14 protein-coding genes and 1 pseudogene are annotated in these 14,652 nt (G+C 45.4%); 4 read left to right on the top strand and 11 right to left on the bottom strand.

Going from position 1 to position 14,652, the window contains the following annotated elements:
* The first annotated feature begins 803 nt into the window (after window positions 1-803).
* Window positions 804-1,064 (top strand): hypothetical protein, encoded by a 261-nt coding sequence (locus EV681_RS16235; protein ID WP_130304599.1) that lies wholly within the window; start codon window positions 804-806, stop codon window positions 1,062-1,064.
* Between the two features lie 350 nt (window positions 1,065-1,414).
* Here the strand turns inward: EV681_RS16235 and EV681_RS16230 are convergent, their stop codons facing one another.
* The 3 genes from EV681_RS16230 to EV681_RS16225 all read right to left on the bottom strand — a co-directional run bounded on the left by EV681_RS16230 (window position 1,415) and on the right by EV681_RS16225 (window position 2,968).
* Complete coding sequence (locus EV681_RS16230; RefSeq protein WP_130304598.1) at window positions 1,415-2,278, bottom strand: hypothetical protein; 864 nt, start codon at window positions 2,276-2,278, stop codon at window positions 1,415-1,417.
* Between the two features lie 298 nt (window positions 2,279-2,576).
* On the bottom strand, window positions 2,577-2,759 hold the full coding sequence (locus EV681_RS22865) for an IS66 family transposase (RefSeq protein WP_423191217.1): 183 nt from the start codon (window positions 2,757-2,759) through the stop codon (window positions 2,577-2,579).
* A complete protein-coding gene (locus EV681_RS16225; protein WP_423191209.1) occupies window positions 2,699-2,968 on the bottom strand; it encodes an IS66 family transposase in 270 nt (89 codons plus the stop codon). The genes EV681_RS22865 and EV681_RS16225 overlap by 61 nt, the downstream gene beginning before the upstream one ends.
* A gap of 146 nt (window positions 2,969-3,114) precedes the next feature.
* Between EV681_RS16225 and EV681_RS16220 the strand changes: the two are divergent.
* Window positions 3,115-3,700, top strand: a pseudogene (locus EV681_RS16220) (DDE-type integrase/transposase/recombinase); the annotation flags it as partial.
* A gap of 289 nt (window positions 3,701-3,989) precedes the next feature.
* On the opposite strand, the gene EV681_RS16215 reads toward EV681_RS16220, so the two are convergent.
* The 4 genes from EV681_RS16215 to EV681_RS16200 form a co-directional block, all read right to left on the bottom strand.
* Window positions 3,990-4,961: a Bug family tripartite tricarboxylate transporter substrate binding protein gene (locus EV681_RS16215; protein WP_165393080.1), complete on the bottom strand. Its 972-nt coding sequence runs from the start codon at window positions 4,959-4,961 to the stop codon at window positions 3,990-3,992.
* A gap of 119 nt (window positions 4,962-5,080) precedes the next feature.
* Window positions 5,081-5,965, bottom strand: coding sequence for an amidohydrolase family protein (locus tag EV681_RS16210; protein WP_165393079.1), 885 nt, complete (start codon window positions 5,963-5,965; stop codon window positions 5,081-5,083).
* A 5-nt stretch (window positions 5,966-5,970) separates the two neighbouring features.
* Complete coding sequence (locus EV681_RS16205) at window positions 5,971-6,294, bottom strand: AtuA-related protein (RefSeq protein WP_130304595.1); 324 nt, start codon at window positions 6,292-6,294, stop codon at window positions 5,971-5,973.
* Window positions 6,291-7,655: an acyclic terpene utilization AtuA family protein gene (locus EV681_RS16200; RefSeq protein ID WP_130304594.1), complete on the bottom strand. Its 1,365-nt coding sequence runs from the start codon at window positions 7,653-7,655 to the stop codon at window positions 6,291-6,293. Before EV681_RS16200 ends, EV681_RS16205 begins: the two co-directional genes overlap by 4 nt.
* 297 nt (window positions 7,656-7,952) lie before the next feature.
* On the opposite strand from EV681_RS16200, the gene EV681_RS16195 reads away from it, so the two are divergent.
* Together EV681_RS16195 and EV681_RS16190 are read left to right on the top strand one after the other, a co-directional pair.
* Entirely contained in the window at window positions 7,953-8,786 is an 834-nt protein-coding gene (locus tag EV681_RS16195) for a GntR family transcriptional regulator (protein WP_130304593.1), read from the top strand.
* A gap of 144 nt (window positions 8,787-8,930) precedes the next feature.
* Window positions 8,931-9,500: an MFS transporter gene (locus tag EV681_RS16190; protein ID WP_341273445.1), complete on the top strand. Its 570-nt coding sequence runs from the start codon at window positions 8,931-8,933 to the stop codon at window positions 9,498-9,500.
* Here the strand turns inward: EV681_RS16190 and EV681_RS16185 are convergent.
* The 4 genes from EV681_RS16185 to EV681_RS16170 form a co-directional block, all read right to left on the bottom strand.
* Window positions 9,480-10,235 (bottom strand): ABC transporter ATP-binding protein, encoded by a 756-nt coding sequence (locus EV681_RS16185; protein WP_130304591.1) that lies wholly within the window; start codon window positions 10,233-10,235, stop codon window positions 9,480-9,482. The genes EV681_RS16190 and EV681_RS16185 overlap by 21 nt on opposite strands.
* 2 nt (window positions 10,236-10,237) lie before the next feature.
* On the bottom strand, window positions 10,238-11,308 hold the full coding sequence (locus EV681_RS16180; RefSeq protein ID WP_130304590.1) for a FecCD family ABC transporter permease: 1,071 nt from the start codon (window positions 11,306-11,308) through the stop codon (window positions 10,238-10,240).
* Window positions 11,309-12,280, bottom strand: a complete 972-nt coding sequence (locus EV681_RS16175) for an ABC transporter substrate-binding protein (protein WP_242612282.1) — start codon at window positions 12,278-12,280, stop codon at window positions 11,309-11,311.
* Between the two features lie 201 nt (window positions 12,281-12,481).
* Entirely contained in the window at window positions 12,482-14,617 is a 2,136-nt protein-coding gene (locus EV681_RS16170; protein WP_130304588.1) for a TonB-dependent receptor, read from the bottom strand.
* Between the last annotated feature and the right edge of the window lie 35 nt (window positions 14,618-14,652).

Genomic DNA, 14,652 nt, shown 5'->3' with positions numbered 1-14,652 from the left:
CCTACTGGGATGAATTACTCCACCAAGAACCTGATGGAGATTCAATCCTCTACGATCTGTCGCTGATATTCAAGATGGGTTTACCGGACGCTTACGTTACAATAAATAAAATCAAACTAAAGTTACCAAGTAATAAGAAAAATTAACAGTATTTCGGCTGTTTGCTTTGACGTATTTGGCACTCTAATTAACTACGCTGGCGCGTCGACTCAATCCCTACCCTGTTCGTCAAATATTGAGTACATCAGATGGCTATATCGTGAAAGTTTGAACCAATGATGCTGCGCTGTTAATTACGTGCTCTAAATCGGATCGAAAAATGGTAATTACACAATTCCGTTACGAATAGTGATAGGAATACGTGTTGATACAGTACAAGGATTCTACGAATCCATCCATAAAGAGTGGAAAAATACAATTATCAAGAAAAATTCATGAGCATGACTACACCACTATCTAACGAACTAGCATGTAATTAGCTCTTGATGAATGAACTCGGAATGGAAAATTCTCGCAAAGAATCGGATCTACTTGAGAAGGGCATTTACGAACTGGAGTATTTATACTTATTTATTGACTGGGCCGAACACAACAACACCTGGCATTGATTCTTCACTACCTAAAAAAATAGTTAAATTGAATTATCACTGTTTGAACAAAAACAAATGCTACCTTTACTGATCGATCCAGCCGTACAGAAGCTCCAATCGTTTTGTGCCACGACTAAGTGGTCCACGCTTGCCAACCAGAGCGCGTTTGAAACAGCTTCGCGAGTGTATACAAAGTGTCGTCCGCCGAAGCATATGCTGGACAGCACCGACGCGGTGGAATACCTTGAGACGTTCGTGCCGTTCATTCAAGCCGACATTCTTGAGCAACGCAATGCCTATGGGCCGATCCGATGGTTTTGGTACTTGCGCCGAGCACCTATCTGCCTCTTTAAAGGACGTTATGGAACCACGCTCGGCTACGACTTAATCCCTGCAGAAATGCTTTCATCACAATTTACCGCAATCGATGTGAGTGAAGTCGCTGGGGCATTACAAAACGGCACTGCGTCTTAGTCTTAAGATCGATATAACTGAATCGGCCAAGGTCTACTTGGCACTGTGGAGCCTCATAAACGGGTTGCAATATGCTGAAACATGACCACCTGAAACGGGCACGCTGTGCGACAGCTTCTCCCTAGTATGGGTGCCTACATTTTGCACTACGCAGTTCGAGTCGCAAGCCAGACCCGGCAACTATTGCGAAATATGCATCGCGTTCAGCGGTGAACCACACAAAGTGTTATTCATTGTCGACAGCAAGCGTTGCGATCAACATAGTCTAAAGCATTTGAGCCTTTAATTTTTATCATCAAGAGAGGTCTCGCTGATTGGGAGGTAAAAAAATTAAGAATAGCTAACTAAACTTACGTTTTATTTCCGAAGGGGATTACGTCATAGCTGACGATATTAAAAAAATCCTCCAAACGAATTTTCACACATTCTTGCTCGCTCTTTCTAATATAAACGGTATTATCAACTTCAGGCCCGCATGCTGAAAATGAGTAAGAATCGAAAAGCAGCATTTGCTTAGTACTAACAGGAAAATTCTGTCCAAGAAAAATTGCCATCCAAAATAATTCTATCCCATTTGATAGATATGAATATCTGGAAAAATTGCTAAATATTGGTTCATTAGCTTCTATATATCGATCCAAGAGCTTATTTATCTTGAATTTTTCCAAGAAAATGCATATCAAAATCGCGATCATCAAATTGATAGTGGCATTCTCCATAGTAAATGGATACTGAGACAAATCTGAAAAGAAATAAATTAGAGCGGTCATGCACAATGCCAAAAATATATTAATTATTGATAATGCTTTCAAAAATCCAAACAGAATAAAAAATACTCCAGATACTGCCATTGCAACTATAACTGTATAGAAAGCCCCACCGACTGAAGAGGCATATTGAATATATTGAGCGTCAATTTTAAGTTCATGATTAATCTTATGTTTGACAAATACCACGCTGATAAAGAATATAAGTACGCTAATCACCCAAGTCAACGGTGTTTTTTTAAAGATTTTTATTATTGGATCGCGGTGTGTTAGGTAAGTACAAACTACCATAACTGTTGATGCAATAAATATAGGAAATTCATTGTTCGATTTTGACCCAAATAAAAGGAATGAACAAAAAGCCATAAAGATGAAGCTAAAAGTCGTATTCACGCCTTCTCGACTATTTAGATTACGCAAATTTTTCTTAAGCAACTCTCTGAGCATATAACTGAATTCTCCTACACTAAATGTGGTGATTAACCTTGTAATAGAACAAATAGAAGATATCTAAATCTTAGGTAGATCAAGTATTCGACAGTTTTAACATTCTATATAATATCTTCGATTCAGTTTGCCATTTAATACTGGAAAATACGCAATCGCTTTCGCCAACGCTTCAAACTCACAAATAATGGGTAAATGATCGCGGGGAACAGGGCTTTCCGATTCCCAATCTATTTCTCCAATTTTAATAAAGCACGCAATAGCCTGCTCTATAACCGTTTGGTTGATTGCATCAACGTCAACTACAATATGGATGCCCGATGCTCTTGAGTGCCTGTTCTGCGATATGGCTTTTACCCGATTTGTGCAGTTCGAAGAATTTGCGCCGGGCGTGTGCCATACAACCGACTTCGGCCATGCCTAGCTCGAAGCAAGCTTTATAACCACCGTAATCATCACATATACGAGTTGACCGCGCCAGCCTCCCAAGAAGGTCCGGGCATGAGTCCCCGCGCGCCCTTCGGTAAAATAATAGACCACGGCCTTCAGATTCTGGAACGCGCCTGGGGCATAGGCCCACAGATAAGCGCGATGCGTCCTCTTGCTGCGCGGTTGCAGTACCTTCACGGGTGTCTCGTCCACATGCATCATCGGCTGGGTGAGAATCACTTGCTGGCTCGCTTTAGCCATCTCGGTCTTGAACGCCGCTGAGTAAATCCGCCGGGTACGCTTAATAGGGATTATTTCGTTTATAATAGTGTCCACTTATCAGGGAGTGGACACTATCCTGGCAGCCCCGATAAGACCTTGCAAGGTGACTTCACTGGATGCTTACGGATCGTGTCCAAATGGATACATGCAGAATCGGACCTAACTTGTACCAATACTCTTCGGTCGATGACTGCACTCGCTACAGGGTTCTAAGACTTTACCGTCGGCGAACTACAGAAAATACCCTGGATTTTATTAATTGTGTAATTGAAGATATGCCGTTTCCAATTCAACGCATTCAGACTGAACTTGGGCGAGAGTTTTTTGCCATCAAAGTACAGGAAAAATTCCAAAAGCATGGAATCAAATTTCGCCCCATTAAACCTACCTTTCCACACCTAAAAAGGAAAGTAGAACGGTCTCAAAAAACCGACAAGGCAGAATTTTATGCGACCGTTGATCTGACAATTAATACTCTGGATGATTTACTTCCAGAGTGGCAGTATTATTACAACAGGGAACGTCCTGACAGTGCTAATAATGGAAAAACGCCGATGGGAAAATACTTCGAACTATCTGAACAGACTCAGTATTCTAATGCTGTTCTAATCGAGTACCGATCACAGAAAAGAACGCATACAAGAACAAAACTATAGACTCGACCTCAAGCCTACCAAAGTTGAATTGATGTCTATGGATCACACCGATTAACTGCTCCGTATCACGGCCTTCTGGTTGCAACCATTCGCAAAATTCAACGATCATAACTCTGTCCTTGGGTATCATAACGCTGTTGGCGTAGTACGTCCGCCGCTTTACACTAAGTGGATCGAATGGTACACAGATGCGGCCGGAAATGATATCGTCTATACCCAAGAATAGCGATACCATACGAAACCCAGCCCCTCAGACGTAGCCTGTAAGGTGAAATACGTCTGCTCAAAGCCTAGCGTATTCGCGGAATTCTAACTCATGTTTTAGCACAACAATCCAAACGTGCTCAACTTCCATTTTTCAAAATATTGAGCGCGCGTACGACCTCGCGCCATTTACTTATCTCTTTAGCTAGCATATAGCGTAGGTCAGCCGGTGTTCCTCCGATGGGGATCAAGCCGTTTACGAGTAAATTGGCTTTGTAGTCCGCGCTGTGCAGAACCGCATTGATCTCTTTATTTAAGCGCTCTACAATTGGCTGTGGCATATTTCTTGGCCCAAATAAAGCATACCAAGACGTCACCTCATAGCCAGGTAGTCCACTCTCCGCAAAAGTCGGAATTGTCGGGGTTCCAGGAAACCTTTGAGGACTCGTTACAGCGATTGCTCGCACTTGACCTCCACGGATCTGCGCTAGAGCCGCGGGTAGGTTCGCAAACGCCATTTGAATCTGTCCGCTTAGAAGGGCAACCATCATGGGTCCGCCTCCTTGAAAGGGAACATGTACAATGTCAATATTCGCCATTTGCTTTAGTAGTTCTCCACTCATATGCAGTGAACTACCGTGGCCTGTCGAACCAAAATTAAGTTTGCCCGGATGCTGCCTAGCATAGCTAATTACCTGTTCGAGATTTGTTACAGGGAGATCATTGTTGACCAGCAAGACATTCGGCCCCCCGCACAGCGCAGCGATTGGGGTAAAGTCATTGACGGGATCGAAGTTCAGTTTTGGAGAAATAGCGGGGAGTATGGCATGGCCTCCCGTGCCGGCAATTAGTAATGTATAGCCCGCCGGACTTGCACGTGCCACCGCCGAGGCTGCGATTGCACCCGTAGCACCTGGTCGATGCTCCAGAATCAAAGGCTTTCCTAACTGAGTGGCTAGCTCCTTTTCCAACGGTCTAACGACTTGCTCACCAGCCCCTCCAGGTGCAAACCCCAGCACAAGAGTTACGGGACGAGAAGGGTATGGCTCCTGCGCCGTGGCTAGGAAACAAGTTGCCATCAGTGCACTTATAAGTAATCTTGAAATCTTCATGTCTCTATCCTCTGAATTGTTGTTTCCGGCGAGAGATGCGCAACCACTAGCGATACTGGTATCACCCGATCTCATCCTCCATCATGAAAGCGCCTGACTCGCTACTAGTCCTTTCAGAGTCAACGACTACGAGCTTCAGCAGTCTGGTCCTTATTCTCAAAATCGTAAAAATGTTGCGGGTTATGAACTAAGATCTGTGTGAGCGTCTCAATATCGGACACGGAGTCGAGAAGTACCTGCAATTGTTGTTCAGGCGTTACCTTGGCCGAGTACTTTGGATGTGGGAAGTCGGTACCCCACAATAGTCGGGTCGGCACATCCATCATTAACGAGCGCAGGATCGGGCGCAGGTCGTCATATCCCGATAGCTTGGAGAGGCGATAAAACGCCGATAACTTGACGTAACATCGATCGCCTCGAGATAACTCGCTACAGATGGCTCGAAATTCCTCTGAGACTGAACCCATTTCAGGCCGAAGGCCCGCTACATGACCGAAACAATACTTCAACCCCGTGTCCCGTAATACTGGAATTAGCCGAACAGAAAGCCAGCCTGGCGTCATCACTTCGATATGCCAATTGTTCCTCGCAACGCGAAGTGCAGTCGCCTGAATGCGAACGACCGTTCTCTGGTACAGTGAATCGTCCGGCAGACCTGCCAGTGCAATCGTCAAACGTACGCCGCGCGCGCCACTGGCATGCATGATGTCAAGCTCTGCGTCAGTGATGGCGTTCTCATCAATTTCAACGACTGCCCTGCCCGCACCCTGGAGACTTGCCGCCGCGTCAAGAGTACAATGGTTCTCAGTTCCGTATATACTTGGTTGAACGATGACAGCACGGCTGATTCCGCTCTTTCTTGCGAAGGCTTGGTGCGCGGACACCGGTGAGTCGTACCAGCTGTATCTACTTTCGTCCTTAACCGGGTAAAGTTGCTTAGACCCATATACATGGACATGGCAATCGCATGCGCCTTCGAGTGGCAGCGGTAGACTGATATTCACAATATTCAGCTCTCCAAAGGTAGTACAATAGATAAAACGATGCTGCTCAAGGATTTCCCATGAGGATCCAATCGCAACGAGCGTGTGACACCCCCAGCCAACGCATTGTGAATTACGAAATTGAGCGCACGTAGCTTTGGAAGCTCATATCGAATTACCGGTCCTTCGGCAACGCTACTATAGGCCTGCTTAACACGCTCACTGGTCAGAAGCCGACTGAGAATTTCCCAGCCGTCATCGTCATACGCTACAACGACAATGTTTGATATATTTCCTTTGTCGCCGGAGCGTGAGTGCGCAAGGTCATATACTTTGACGGTTCTGCTCATTGCATACCCTCCAGCGTAACTTGGGTCTTCACCCATTTGCGCGGCACAAGCACGCTTGCAACGGCCAGCACCTCTCGAGCACCATGATTGATCGGCCCACCCGCAGCACATGGGCCCTGGACCGTCATGTGACGAACTTGCTCACCGAGTAGTAATGCGGAGCGGCGATCAGGGCAGCGACCCGCGATGCGTAATCGGACCTCGTACGGAACAGAATGAGGCAATATATTTTGGTGCAATGAATTTATCCCAATCAGGTCGATCTGCATTTCGGTGCAAACCCCTCCTTCAAGCCGGAATCGTTCCTGGGCGACCTCCGCTGCGAGGCGTGCTCTCCCAACTGCGTTCGGACCCGCAAAGGAAACTTCACCACTACCAATATATCCATCGAAATAGCCAATAACCGCCTTATATGTGTCGGTACGAGGTTTACCAAGTACTCCCGTTACACGTATACGGTCTTTGCCTTCTTCCGTGAATGAAATATTGGTCACATCGACGACACAGTCCGGGGTAATATAGTTTGCGGGATCGTGGAGTTCATAAAGAAGTTGTTCAGTGCAAGTCATGCGGTCGACACGACCTCCAGAGCCCGGGGTTTTGCTTACAGTTACATCGCCGGAACGAGTTACGTCAATGTATGGATAGCCTATGTCCGCCAGCCTGGGCACATCCTTTTTTCCTGGATCGGCGAAATATCCGCCGGTCACTTGAGTGCCACACTCTGACAAGTGGCCACCTATCAAACCTGCAGCTAACTTACTCATATCCGAGTATGACCATGAGAAATGATGTAGCAGCACGCCGAGATATAACGACGGGTCGGCGACGCGGCCAGTTATCACAACCTGCGCCCCTGTATCTAACGCTTGGGCTATGACGTCTGCCCCAAGATAAACATTCGCGGAAGCCATTCGCGGCAACAGCTGTTCAAGTGGACCGGAATTATCCATTAATGGTAACTCCGGATGCCTCTTTAATAGCTCTGTAACGTCATCTCCAGACACTACGGCACACGAAACGTCGCCCAAACCCAGTTCCCGACCAACGCGTTGCACCACTTTGGCTGCACTTATGGGATTGGCGGCACCCATATTGCTGACAACCCGCACACTCTGTTCGATACAGAGAGGCATAAAGGCCATCATACGTTCCTCCAGCATTGGACAGTATCCAAGCTCAGGATTGCGCTCGCGACTGAGCGTCTCTCGTGCAATCGTACGCTCAGCTAAACATTCGCAAACGAGGTAGTCTAGTTTAGAATACTTCAACAACTGTACACCAGGATAGATTCGCTCTTCCGAAAAACTGGCGCCAGTACCTATACGTACTATGTCAGCGCTGTGCTTGCCTGTATACATCTGCAGTTACTCCTTTTATTTGGAGTCCCAAGGCAGCAACCAACACCACAATGGAGATCTCGCTAAAATCATTAGTATTAACTTAAGCAATTTTGATAGACGGTTATTGTTGCCAAAACCCCAGAAACACACTTTGAAATTTTGCCCAACAAATTTTGCTTAATGCTTCCCCATCAATCAAACTATGCGATATAGACTGCACCCCATTAATGATTACTCACTTGCACATATATATCAGCTGATACATAATGGAGAACACACCCCTATACGATCAATAGAACCTACTATAGTACTTTTATGAAACCAACGCAAGACTCTTCTGCGCCTCACCGCGCTTTTTCTTTCAACAGGCACAATAACCGCACGCCCAGCAACCCTGCTCACACAGGGAGGATCGCTCACTATTTGAGGTTAGCAGCCGTATTTCAGGACATAATTGCAAAGGGAGAATGGGCTCCCGGAACACAGTTACCAACGCTTCCAGAGCTTTGTGAGCAGTACAGCGTCTCTCGAAACACCGTCCGTCAAGCGTTGCAACTGCTGGTCGATGATGGACTCCTGACAAGCACCCGCGGTAAGGGGACTTTCGTACAAGAAGGAACGCAGCTCAGCAATATCCCTGCGATGCAGGATCAGCAAGTTCGGCTGCTTCGGCGAACTCAGCAAATGGCATTGCCGAAGGAATTAGCATCCGCCGAGGAAGGGTGTCAAGAAAGACCAATTTCGTACACGCGCATTCTCCGGATGCATCATCTAGACAGTGAAAAGTTTAATTTATCCGATGTGTACGTGGCCCAGAACATCTACACCAAATTTCCTAAAGATGCTGATCTTGAGGCAAAAATAAGTGATCTCGTCCGACGATATGCAAAGCCGCGGATCATTCGCTATCGACAAGAGATCACCATAGCGAGAGCCGACTTAGAGGTTGCTGCCTTGTTTGACCGCCCGGTCGGTGAGGTACTGGTGAGAATTCGCCGCTGGCTAACTGATAATAATGGAGATCTCGTTTTTGCGGCCATCAATTTATATGTTGGCCATCTGTTCGTTCTCAACCGCGTCGACGAGGACCCAGATGACGTCGGGTATAGACCTGGGTTAGTGCCTGACGAATCGTCATCTAATGAATAAGACATCTATCTTCGGTCGCATACCCAGTGCAACGCGCTCTTCACCATCAGCCATTCGCGAATTTGCCAAGCCCTTACCGGAGACCCACAACATATTGCTGCAGCGGAGAAACCCCTTGCACTGTCCAGTCTCGTTCCGCTTTATTTGGTATTAGGTGGTTTGCTACTTTCTAGAATGATTCCACAGACGGTATTTTCACGTTATGTGAGCTCCGTTTTTGAGGTTTCTCACACAACCACAGGCATTGCGTATGGAGCACTGGCTCTAGGTTTTATTATCTCAGCCCCGTTATGGGCGCGTATATTTGAGAATGAATCGTTACGGGGAACTTTGGTCAAACTGTTGTTTATCGTTTTCGGTTGTGGCTTGGTTGTGATAGTCGCAGCGGTTACTAGAAATGTAGATGTCTTTATTGGCTTATACGTTGTGTGGGGTATTTTGTTAGGCGGAACTCAGCCCATTGTCGTAGCAACGATATCGAGAATTGCAAATCGTACTAACCAAGGCGTGGTATTGGGTGTTAGTCAGAGCGTTTCTCAGTTTTCGTCAATTTCAGGTATTGCACTAGGCGCTATGTTCGGTCAGATGTATGGTTTAGAAAAAACGTACTTTTTTGTCTTCAGTGCTTATTTATTAACATCTATATTCATCGGTATTACTGCTCGTTACCTTCCAAAGAGATTGGCTTTTATGTCAGACGATAGATTCAACTAGTACCTGTTTAAAACCAATGGAAGTATCTTCTACTCTTGCAGAAACTCCATAAATATTTCTGAGCATTGATGAGTCAATGACGATATCGCTTTTCCCAAAAGCGGCTAAAGACCCACCGGAGATTACCATGCATAGATCAGAAAACCGCAGTGCATGATTTAGATCATGAATTGCAATAAATATCAGTTTTTTCTGGCCATTTGCTAATTCGCGTATGTAATCAAGCACTTGGATCTGACGACGCATATCCAAAGCACTGGTTGGTTCATCCATTAGCACAATATCTGGATCGCGTATGAGCGTTTGCGCAAGCGATACTAGTTGTAGCTGCCCACCACTTAAATCCCCGATATTTTTGAATGCCAGATTTTCTATCTGAATCGAATGCAATATTGCATCGACACGTTCCAATTCTGTACCTGATAGTTTCCACTTACTGCTGCCCTGTTTGAGTGCTAAAGCAATCGATTCGAATACTGTAATACGAGCGGTTGAGTAAGATATTTGAGGCATATAGGAAATTGTCGGTTCCCGTTTCTCCTTTGTTTTATCTATTATCACCTCTCCTGGACCTTGCATCAATCCGGCTATGCGTTTAAATAGCGTAGATTTTCCCGCAGCATTGGGCCCGACTACCGAAACAATATTTCCAAACGGGATGGGAGGAGTGCTGACCTCGCTCAGAATTTGATTGCGCCCGTAGCTTGCACCAAGGCTCGCGATTTGTAAAGTCATAGCTATGCTTTTTTGCTGGCCAGGATCAAAGAGAAGAATACCGGAATCCCGATAATAGAGGTAACTATCCCTATGGGGAAAATGGCGCCCGATATTAACGTTTTACTCAAAATTGAACTTAACGATAAAATTAAAGATCCCATGAGTAGTGACGCCGGCAGGAAGAAACGTTGATCCTCTCCAATGATCATCCTGGCGATATGCGGACCAACCAGACCGATAAATCCAATCGTACCGACAAAGGCAACGGGTAGCGCCGCCAGAAGACTCGTTAATATGAGAGTCTCCAGTCTGATATAGCCTACGTTTACTCCGAAACTAGCAGCTTTTTCATCTCCCAAACGTAGGGAGGTAAGTATCCAAACTCGTCTAAAAAAAATGGGTAGAACAAATACCAAAGATAGGCCAATTAATGCGAGTTTTCCCCAGGTCGCTTTGGTCAAGCTTCCCATTGTCCAAAACACCACTGCAGCAACGGCCTGCTCGGATGCAAAATACTGAACGGCAGCAAGCAGCGAGTTAAAGGAAAAAACGAGTGCGATACCCAGTAGTACCACTGTTTCTGTGGTGGCTCCCCGCCGTTTGCTTAAAAAGAAGATAAGCAATGCAGAGAGCGCAGCCATAAAAAAGGCATTTAGGGGTACGATATAGTTTGATATTCCAGGTAGTATTTTTACCCCGAACGCCAGGGCAAGCGCCGCTCCAAAACTCGCAGCAGCAGAAATCCCAAGAGTAAAAGGGCTCGCGAGCGGATTATTCAGAATGGTTTGCATCTGGGCACCCGAAACTGATAATGAAGCGCCCACGAGGACAGCCATGAGCGCCACTGGCATTCGAATCTCCCAAAGCACAGTTTTTATCTGTTCATTGGACGAATCAAAGAGAAATAACGCATTCAGTACTTCAGAAAACGCATATTGAGATGGGCCTATCGCAAGGTCAAATACGAAACTCAAGAACAGTAGCACTGCCAGGACCGTCAAAATGGCCGTCTTACGATAGATAGTTTTTATATACTGTGTTGACTGAGGGGCGTACCTACTGACTTGGGCGATGTCTTCGGATGTATGCATTTAATCAGCAAGCCCTAAAAAATAGCCTTTTTTATAGGGTATAGGAAGAAATCTATCATGGAGCACTTTGAAGTTTTCGTCCGGATTTAAAGATTTAAAAAGGTCTGGGTGTAGCCATTTAGCGAATTGTTGGATGGCAATAAATTGATATGGACTATTATAAAATTGGTGCCATACAGCATAAATATGATTGTTTTTTGCAGCGATTGTATCTTTATATACTGTACGGCTAGCATAGTTTTTAAGTTTACTCTTTTCGACTGACAAATCTGCTCCTGGTCCGACACCAATCCACTCGCCATTGGGCGCAATGGCGCTCCAATTTGCACTGGTGACAATGACGTATTCAGGCGAAGACGCTATTATCTGTTCTGGATTGACTTGGCCAAATGTGCCTTTAATAATATTTTTTGCAATGTTATCACCTCCAGCCAGCTCCACGAATCGGCCAAAATTCTCATTTCCAAAACTTAAACAGCAATCATCAGTGTAGCCTCCGATACGTTCCAGAAACACGGTTGGCCTTTTGGGATTTATGTGTTCAATGACATCGGTAACGAGTTTGGTCTGATTTTTATAAAATTTGAGGAACTCCTCGGCTCGCTGTTCCTTTCCAAAGAGTTTCCCAAAAATTCGCAAGGATGGGACCGTATTTTTTGTCGGATCGTTTCGGAAATCTACAAATACGACCGGTATATTCAGGGTAGCAAGTTTTTGAATATACTGGCCATCTTCTGCCGCTCGCTTGGACTCAACGTTAAGAATGAGAACATCAGGTTTCAGTGAAAGCGCTTGTTCTATACTAAATGATCCATCGTTAAAGCCTCCTATTATTGGTAGTTTTTCGATCTGCGGAAATTTCTCTTGGTACTCTTTGTAGGTATCAGGGTCTGTTTGCATTAGGTCTTTACGCCATCCTACTATTCTATCCAATGGATGATCAGTATCTAGAATAGACGTAAGGTAAAGCATGCGGCCCTCTCCGAGCATGACACGCTGCACAGGGAGCTTTATCTTAACTGTCCTGCCTGTTATGTCCTGTACCGTAGATGCAGACTCCACTGTGCTGGCTGGCCAGGCGATATTGCATGTCAGTACTAGAAATACCGCACAAAACCAGCTAATAGATTTAGATATTAAATTATTCATACAGGGGAAAATTTTTACTACGATTTAAAATTCCATTTCTGCGGAGACGAGCAGCGTCCTTGGGCTTCCTAATGAGAAAGATCCGTAGGAGGCTACACCAGACCAATATTTTTTATTAAAGGCATTTTGCAGGTTCGCTCGTAAAGCCACGGCTTTCCCACTAATTTGAGTATTGTAACGTGCACCTACATCGACACGGGTCCAAGCGGGCAAGTTTGCTGTATTCGTCTGATTAACATATTGTTTCCCGGAATATATAACATTACCCATTAACGTCAGACCAGTTGCTTTGGGCACATCCCACTCCATTCCAAGATTCGCTTGGAACCGCGGGACACCCACTGGACGATGGCCTTTCGTGGCCGGATTATTCGTCTTGGTTAGTTCAGCATCAAGGAAAGTTGCGCCACTGAAGACTCTAAGCCCTTTAGTTAATTCCCCTTGGAGAGTGAGCTCGAGGCCACGATTGCGTTGCTCCGCATTTACATCAAATATATTGCCCTCAAGCTGGCCGCTGGGCTTAGTAATCTGGAACAGACTGACGCCAGCATTTAGATTTCCAATATCTGCTTTGAATCCGAGTTCGTACTGTTTTGTTTTATAGGGAGCAAATGTCTCACCTGCATTCAAAGCACTGGAAGGGGCTACATCTCCCTTGCTCAGGCCTTCAATATAGCTTCCATAAACCATTGTGTTATCCGTGGGCCGGAAGATGAGGCCGACAGAAGGTGTTAATGCATCCTTACGATATGAAGTTGTTGTTGCACCTGTTACAGGATCATAGTTTTTGGAATTTACATTCTGATAGCGCAAGCCTAAAATCAGCTGTAATCGTTCGTTAAACATCGAAAGTGTGTCTGAAAGCGAAATACCAGAAAGGTCAATTTCTGCGCGCTTTGGCATATCAGGTCTAGCGATATCTTGAGAAGGGTGAGAAATAGGGTCGTATAAGTTAGAGAGGATTGAGGCCCCATCTAAACTACCTTGATAATTAATAACTTTCAAAGCACTATATTGCAAATTCACATCATGTCTAATTGCTGCAGTGTTAAAACTAACTCGGGCACCAATACTTGCGGTATTACGTTTCACTTCAAACTCAGCATAGCGTGGCTTCGTATTAAAGTCACCGTTCTCGTTGATAAAATTTATCGTTTGATCATACAATCTACTCACGCGTGAATTTCCATATCCAGCATTGCCGTAAATAGAAAAATTATCATTAATGTTGTATTCGGCTCCAAACAGGATGGAGTGATCCTTCATCTTCGACCATCCCCACCGCTGGGTTGGACTATTCTCTCCATCGGGCGCATCGGGTACTGACACTCCTTCCGGTAAAGTATAGACACGCGATGGATTTTTCCAATCTTCACGCTGATAGAGCATATCCAGATTTATACGAAGTTTGTCGCTGTTATAGTCCAGTGCTAAAGCCCCTACGGTATCTTCTTTGCGTTGGTGTTTTACCGGAGTTGCACCTTTTTTGTAGCCCCCATTGAAACGAATACCGACATTGCGTTCCACTCCAAATTTCCTACTGAGGTCAACATGGCCTCCCCATAAAGATCGCATGCCATACGTGGCACCGACTTCGGTTAAATCCTCTTCTAAAGGCCTTTTGGGTACCACATTAATCACGCCTCCTACGCCGCTGTCTGGAGACATGCCGTATAACATGCCGGTTGCACCTTTCAGGACCTCAATGCGCTCAACATATTCATTAAAAACACGATAATTTGGTGCTATTCCGTAGATCCCATCATAGGCAATTTCACCCACATTCCCTTCACCGACTGGAAAGCCTCGGATCGAATAAGAATCGACCTGCCCACCGGTTTGACTCACGCTCACCGATGAATCTAAAGCCAATGCATCGGCGACCGTGCTCATCTGCTGGTTTGTTAATAATTTTGAGGTATAACTGGATAAACTGAAAGGCAAATCCATAACATCTTTGTTCCCTAAAATACCAGCTCGGCCACCGCGCGCCGTCTGTCCCCCAGGGAGTTCTTCGGGTAGTAGGGACGGCTGGCTGACTGCTTGGATCGGCGTTAACCTCGTCACTTGCGCAGTATCACCTACCTGCGCAAGTGACGGGCTGGAAAAACCACATAGAATTGCCAAACCTAACTTTTTACGAGCTAAGGAGATTTTCATAACTTGCCTTTGAATTATAGATTCACTGCATATAT

Origin of the sequence: Advenella incenata, assembly GCF_004217095.1 — a bacterium.
GTDB classification, from domain to species: Bacteria; Pseudomonadota; Gammaproteobacteria; order Burkholderiales; family Burkholderiaceae_B; genus Advenella; species Advenella incenata.
Note: the sequence above shows the minus strand (reverse complement) of the source record. Positions and strands in the feature narration are given on the sequence as shown.

Bases quoted from the DNA above. Each gene is read 5' to 3' on its own strand.
- EV681_RS16185 (WP_130304591.1), bottom strand. From the start codon at position 10,235: ATGACTTTACAAATCGCGAGCCTTGGTGCAAGCTACGGGCGCAATCAA.
- EV681_RS16205 (WP_130304595.1), bottom strand. From the start codon at position 6,294: ATGAGCAGAACCGTCAAAGTATATGACCTTGCGCACTCACGCTCCGGC.
- EV681_RS16180 (WP_130304590.1), bottom strand. From the start codon at position 11,308: ATGCATACATCCGAAGACATCGCCCAAGTCAGTAGGTACGCCCCTCAG.
- EV681_RS16225 (WP_423191209.1), bottom strand. From the start codon at position 2,968: ATGGCTAAAGCGAGCCAGCAAGTGATTCTCACCCAGCCGATGATGCAT.
- EV681_RS16230 (WP_130304598.1), bottom strand. From the start codon at position 2,278: ATGCTCAGAGAGTTGCTTAAGAAAAATTTGCGTAATCTAAATAGTCGA.
- EV681_RS16195 (WP_130304593.1), top strand. From the start codon at position 7,953: ATGAAACCAACGCAAGACTCTTCTGCGCCTCACCGCGCTTTTTCTTTC.
- EV681_RS16235 (WP_130304599.1), top strand. From the start codon at position 804: ATGCTGGACAGCACCGACGCGGTGGAATACCTTGAGACGTTCGTGCCG.
- EV681_RS16175 (WP_242612282.1), bottom strand. From the start codon at position 12,280: ATGCTTTACCTTACGTCTATTCTAGATACTGATCATCCATTGGATAGA.
- EV681_RS16170 (WP_130304588.1), bottom strand. From the start codon at position 14,617: ATGAAAATCTCCTTAGCTCGTAAAAAGTTAGGTTTGGCAATTCTATGT.
- EV681_RS16215 (WP_165393080.1), bottom strand. From the start codon at position 4,961: ATGAAGATTTCAAGATTACTTATAAGTGCACTGATGGCAACTTGTTTC.
- EV681_RS16200 (WP_130304594.1), bottom strand. From the start codon at position 7,655: ATGTATACAGGCAAGCACAGCGCTGACATAGTACGTATAGGTACTGGC.